The following is a 6297-nucleotide window of genomic DNA, read 5'->3' on the forward strand; positions in this document are numbered from 1 at the left end:
CTAAAATTTACTACAAGTTAAAAGTAGATCAAAGAGACAATAATTATTATAACCTCAAGAAATTCATCTTTATATCTGTTATAACTGAAGGATTTTTCCAGATAAGGCTAATCACAAATCAAATTATATTTATATTATTCAGAATGAGAACACCAGTGAACACAACTTAAAGAACCTTTACTTCATATCTGTTGAGATGCAAAAATTTATAAAAACGAAAGAAGAATAACTGAGGAGTATAATAGAAAAGTGGTATCATTTTTTTTATATACAGCAGAAATTAAAAGAAAAAAACTTAGATAAATAAAACAAGATCATGAAGAGGTAAGTTTATTAATTTGCCGAGAGAAGAGCTACTAGCATATGAGCAAAGAAAAACGTTTAATAGATGAAAACAGCAGCTCTTCTCAAAATTTGATTAGGGTTTAAAATCGGAAAGAAAGAGACAGACAAAAAGGCAGGAAAGCAGAAAATCTAAGTGACTAAAAATTCATTTTATGGTCAGTATCTCTATAGAAGACGTTACAGCTCAAATTATTGATCCTTTTGTCAAAGGGCGAATTTTAATATTTCACCTTGAATTATTTATTCTAAGCCCTAAGATCAAGGCTTCCGTCTCTGTATTACCCAATAAGTCATTATAGGTTGCCGTTTTGAAAAAAAAGCCGTTTTTCTGGTTGCGCTTCAAACAGTTACATTCTTTAGTGCCTTATTACCACTGAATTAAGTTGCTAAGCTTATTTATCTATAAGCTTGGCGCTTTGAATTTTTATTACTTCTTTTTTAATCAGCATGAATCTATAACAAACAGCTCACCAAAATTCAACTGTAATTCTTTTATTAATATACTCCAATTACATATCACAAGTAGACTGTTCATTTGTGCTTGCAATAGGTTTACAATTCTTATTACTGTTGTAAAAAATAAAAAGTATCACTTCTTTTCAATTTTCTTCCTTACTAACTTTAGTATAATATACTATAAATCTATCGTTTCTATATTATGGTTTTTTGATGCAAAAAAAAGGTATTTTAAAAGAATAAATAATCTTATTAAGGAAAGAAGAGTTTATGTATATGGAATGGTCATAACTAACACTACTTACCTAAATATACATGTCTTTAAGTTTTGTTTTTACAATTCTTTTTATAGTATACTTTCCCTATTATCTAAAACTGTTATTTCATCTCACGGTGAAAGCCATGCATATTTTATTAGCATCCTTAAATTGCATACATTTTTCCCCTGCACAAAAAAATAAAGTAAAACTTTGGCTATATGTTTTTGCGCCCTTCCTTCCTCTATAAAGGAAGAGTTTCAACTATTATGACAACATTTTGATTTGGTAGTCGAAATATTTAATATCAACTAGATAATCAAAATTACGGTTAAAATAGACAACGTTGACTGATTGTTCAAGTCTGGCACAATTCTAACATTAATAAGTTATATCAGCATTAAACTGCTGATTAAAAACAACTTTTTATCAACTGATATTTTAGTTGTACAACAACTCCTCTGTTCTTTTAGACTACTTCAAACTCAGAGTTCTGCTCAGCTACATCAAAAAAAGTGACTCTATAACATCTTAATCATTGAACTTACGGATTGTTAATTGTTTATGCCATATTCAAATAACGCCCTTTAACGTCTCACTTACATCAAAATAATTACTTTTTAAAATCAGCATTTTACATTAGATTAGATAGAACTCTGAAAGAAATATTAGCTGCGAAACTTTTTCCTGAAATCAAACACCACGCCTTCAGTTATAGTAAGTCAGCACACACATTAGATAAATTAGAGAAACAAGAAAACAACCTTGTATTCCATACCAAGAAAATATTTTTCCCACTATTTCTGAATTCTACTACTTTTTTATCATCCCTTCAATTGCAGTTTTATATAAAAGAAAGATCACTCTTCATTTGAATTAGGAAATCAATATTTAGTAACCCATATTTTTTTCATTTTTGGTTTCACTTTGTTTTACTACTAACAGGATTTATGTGAACTTCACTTTACTATTTCTCCACGTTTTCTTATTGCATATTTGTTGTCATTATACTTTACTCTCTTAGTTCGCTCTTTGAATAATCATAGAAGTAATCATGTCTAACTTCATTGTTCAAACTATTAACTACACCTTCACAGAATAAAAAAACAAAAAGAAGGNTGAAACCATCAGTAAGTGAGAAACAAATGTCCTTACTCAACACCACATTGTTGATTTGCCACTATCTTTTGAAATTAGCTGAGCACTATCTTTAATTACACCCCACAATTATCATCACAGGCACCACTATAGAATGACCCTTAAACTCAACCACAGAGTATACTTTACAATCTTTGATATTCAAATCGCTTATACAAACTAACCAACCATTATTGACACCTACTTACTTAAGGTTTAATAAACCTTCTTTTAGTTAATCTAAAAAAAAGGCGCAATGCTTTTTTAGGTAATTTCATAATCCACCCTTTTTACGCTAGTCCATATTTGGGTATACTGGTTGCTACTTTACCCTTTCTTACACAACTTTCTTTTATATTTTGTATCATACATAAAGCATTCTAAATATGATATGGTATTGTGATATTCCTAATATTTTTCATTACTGAAAATTCACTTAGCCACAATACAGTTTACACTTTAAACATAAATATCTGAACATAGTTACCATAGTCTTCTAAAGGAAAACTCTTGATATCTATACAAGATATTCCTTTGTAGGCTAAAACATTTCTCACCTTCAATTGCGAAATGGATCATGATTCTGACCTTCTGCACTGCTGTAAAAACATACTCTATTTCATCAAAACTCAACAATTTTGTACCTGCTTAATACTTATTTAATTCTTTTACTTCTCTTTTGCAGCTTGTAATTGTAAGCGTTACATAGTAGTTGTACACGATACCCATATCTTTTTCCATATCATTTTAGTCGGTCATCTCCTCTTTTTTCATTAGTTGGATTTAAATAATATTTCCTCACTGAGCTGTTCACCAAAAAGATAGTCCAGACTCTAAACCAATAACCTAACTAGACTAAAAATGCTGCCAATTTAACCTAAAATTAATGATAAAATCATTATGGACATAACAATCCTCCCTTTTCAATAGATTTTTTTTAAAACTGTTGGGGCTGAAAGTTAACCCACATAGCAAACTCCATGATAGAGCATCTTTCACCCCAGCACACTGCTTCTTGCTATCTAAGTAGTTGACACTGAAGTTCAAAAAAAAGCTATATATAGCGTCAGTTTTGTACGCATTATCTTAGCAAAACAAATATTTGTATATATGTATAGCCACTGTAAAAACTTTTTTAACCTATAATGCCAATAATATATACTATGCTATACTGACAATAGACTATACAATGTAATAAGCTACACAAAAGTTAGTCATAGCTAATAGAACCTCTAAGAGGTAGAAAAACGTAATATAAATACAATAGGAATATATATACACCTGCATTCATTGAAGAATGAGATACACTAANTTTTTACGTAGTTTTATCGTTTAACAAAAAAAAACTTGCAAGCAAAAACAAATTCTGATTCTAAAATATCCTTACTGTTAATTACAATGGAGCTACAAAAATATGCATAGTTTCACTTTATTATCTATAATTTCATCTACGATTATAAAACATTGTTTATCATAAGAAAGTCATCCAAGCAGCTCTTTTTTCTGTTACCTCAAAACACCTGATACTAGAACCCAAAAAATTCACTTTTAACCAAGTAGTTGCATAATAAGGAGTAGATTCTAGCATCACATACTGGTATGATGATATTGATCTCAGAAAGTTTTCTATTAAATTCGATAAAGAAAATCATTTATAATCGCCATAGCAACTAACGTTGAAACATAACGCGCCTTGTGATCTAATAAATGGAGGCTTTTATCCAATTTTACAGTAAGTACTTCCAGATGGCTTCGAAAGCAAATATTACCATACTTATCTTCAATAGCCTCTATTACTCCATTATTGGAAAATGCTGCAACTTTATAACCAAGTAACTCTAACTTCTTTCTATTTTCTGACGTATTACTCACTTCCCCTGAATGAGCATCCGGAAAATATGTTAAAAACCAGCCATTCTCATTAGGTGGTAAAAATTTAGCTACCACTTTTGCTAAGTGGCTATTTGGAATTATCTTTATCTGCTGAAGAGGTATATTTTCTTGCTGCTGTAGATCAGGTGTTAATCTTAAATGAGACCTTTGCTTCTCTTCATCGCTCACAAGATTCGCCACATTTACTACTTTAATCCCTTTTGTATTCATAATGCATTGCAAACCACCACATATACTAAGTAAGTGAATTGCAGGATTATTATTCACTATTTCCACAATTGCTTCAGTAACAAGTTGGCGGCATGGAGTAAGAGAAAATTGTTCTAAGTACAAATTACAATAATTTCCTAGGATAAATATCCTATTTATTTTGTGCTCTTCAATGAATTTTGCAACTTCAATTTTTACTCTCTCTAATATCAGTTTTCTTGCTAATATTTCATCCTGTTCCGTAAGATTAAGTGACTCTGTTTGGATTTTTTTAAGGCTAATTATCTTATCACAATCAATCAAAACAGTCTTAACTTTCCAATTATTAAATATTTCATAGATATTTCGAGATAAATTAATCTCACACGGATATGTTTTTTCCTCTGTTTTCAATAAACCAACAACTATACTACCATTTATTAGATATAAACTTCTATTAGCACTTGCATAAGTAATGCTATTGAACAACAGAATTATACCTAATAAGATACTAAATACCTTGTTATAATACTTACACGTTATAACCTACCTAATATCTATACTCATACAAGTATTATAATACAATAATAAAACATTTTGCAACAAAAAAGTAAATTTGGTAAGAAAGAGAAAGTGGCCTGAGCAGGAATTGAACCAGCGACACAAGGATTTTCAGTCCTTTGCTCTACCAACTGAGCTATCAGGCCAATCATGTGCTTTCATTCTTAAATAAAAAATGTTATCATGTCTATTAAAAGTTTTTAAAGCAATTTTTATAAAAATAAAAAGTGGACACTGACAATAAAATAGGAATTTATCCTAGCATATTTGACCCTAAACCTTTGAGCATATTGATATAGTAAAAAGTGAATATAAACCAGTTAATAAATTATTAATTAACATTATAGAAAATACTAATAAGCACACTACTTTTAACGCAAAGCTACATACAAGCATAGCTAAAATGAAATTAAAAAATTAAGAATTAATATAAATATCCTTTAATGGTTGCTATGAAGTTTGCAAAAGAGCAAAACGCTTCTGTTACCATCAAGGGACTTAGAACAGTATCGGATTTTAATTATGAGTTTCAAATGAGTTAGGGTAAATTATAAACTTTCCATAAAATTGAGACTATATTTCCTCCTGCTCTGAAGACACTCAATTTATCTCATCAAGTTTTGTAAAAAAAATAGCAAGATTAGGAGAAAGTGTTAGCAAATTTGCTCCAGAAAGAGTTCAAAAGAGTTGATTAACTTCAACATGAATAAAGCAAGAAGTGAAGAATAGTATTTATTTTCCACTCCCAAATATATATATTTAACACATAAAATACTATAAACCAAAGGAGCAACATGACAGAAGTAAAGAATAATAGTGTAATAATAGTTTGTTGCCGCGGCGATGAGAAAGATAATGGTTCTGGTCATCCGCTAATATATTTGTATAAAGAAAAAGGAAAAACATTTTGTCCTTATTGTAATAAGCTGATGGATGAAGAATTTAAATCTAAAGAACCTAAACCCGCTGATAAATCTATCATGGAAGCAGCCAACAAAAGGAGAAAAATCCATGGGTGAACTTTAACAGCATTCCACTTTTTAAAATTAGCTAATTTATACAGATAGCAATAAGAGGAGTAGTGAAAATGAAGCTATCCATACGATCAAGTATTCCTCCATGGCCAGGTATCATACTTCCACTATCTTTAACATTATAAGCTCTTTTAATAAGAGATTCAGTGAAATCACCAAGTTGCGCTAGAATAGCAACTATAAGTCCAATTATTGGAGAATAAAAAATTGAAAATAGACCTAAAAATACTGATCCAAGAATCGCGCATATCATTCCAGCTAAGGTTGCACCAAAAAATCCTGACCAAGTTTTTCCAGGACTAACAATTGAGCAAATTCTGGCTCCACCAAAATTCTTACCAAACAGATACGCAGTAATATCAATATTCCAAATTGTTAAGATGAGCCATACTAATGTGTATTTCCCTTGTGGTAGATTATATAGG

General features: G+C 30.1%; 3 protein-coding genes, 1 tRNA gene and 1 pseudogene. 2 read left to right on the forward strand and 3 right to left on the reverse strand.

Annotated features, from left to right (window positions below; genetic code table 11):
- Positions 1-3824: 3824 nt before the first annotated feature.
- Both HSX44_RS02040 and HSX44_RS02045 read right to left on the reverse strand, forming a co-directional pair.
- On the reverse strand, positions 3825-4766 hold the full coding sequence (locus HSX44_RS02040) for a glutamine amidotransferase (protein ID WP_275602090.1): 942 nt from the start codon (positions 4764-4766) through the stop codon (positions 3825-3827).
- A 145-nt stretch (positions 4767-4911) separates the two neighbouring features.
- A tRNA-Phe gene (locus HSX44_RS02045) sits at positions 4912-4984 on the reverse strand.
- Positions 4985-5065: 81 nt separating this feature from the next.
- Here HSX44_RS02045 and coaD point away from each other — a divergent pair.
- Positions 5066-5567 (forward strand): annotated as a pseudogene (coaD, locus tag HSX44_RS02050) (pantetheine-phosphate adenylyltransferase).
- A gap of 65 nt (positions 5568-5632) precedes the next feature.
- Complete coding sequence (locus HSX44_RS02055; protein WP_275602091.1) at positions 5633-5857, forward strand: zinc-finger domain-containing protein; 225 nt, start codon at positions 5633-5635, stop codon at positions 5855-5857.
- Positions 5858-5888: 31 nt separating this feature from the next.
- Here the strand turns inward: HSX44_RS02055 and HSX44_RS02060 are convergent.
- The coding region (locus HSX44_RS02060) for a phosphatidate cytidylyltransferase (RefSeq protein WP_275602092.1) at positions 5889-6297 on the reverse strand (409 nt) is incomplete at its 5' end.

The sequence above is a fragment of the Wolbachia endosymbiont of Onchocerca gibsoni genome (genome assembly GCF_029169405.1).
Classification (GTDB): domain Bacteria; phylum Pseudomonadota; class Alphaproteobacteria; order Rickettsiales; family Anaplasmataceae; genus Wolbachia.

What these genes read in the sequence shown, in the direction of transcription:
- HSX44_RS02055 (WP_275602091.1), top strand. Translation starts at nt 5,633, where the DNA reads ATGACAGAAGTAAAGAATAATAGTGTAATAATAGTTTGTTGCCGCGGC.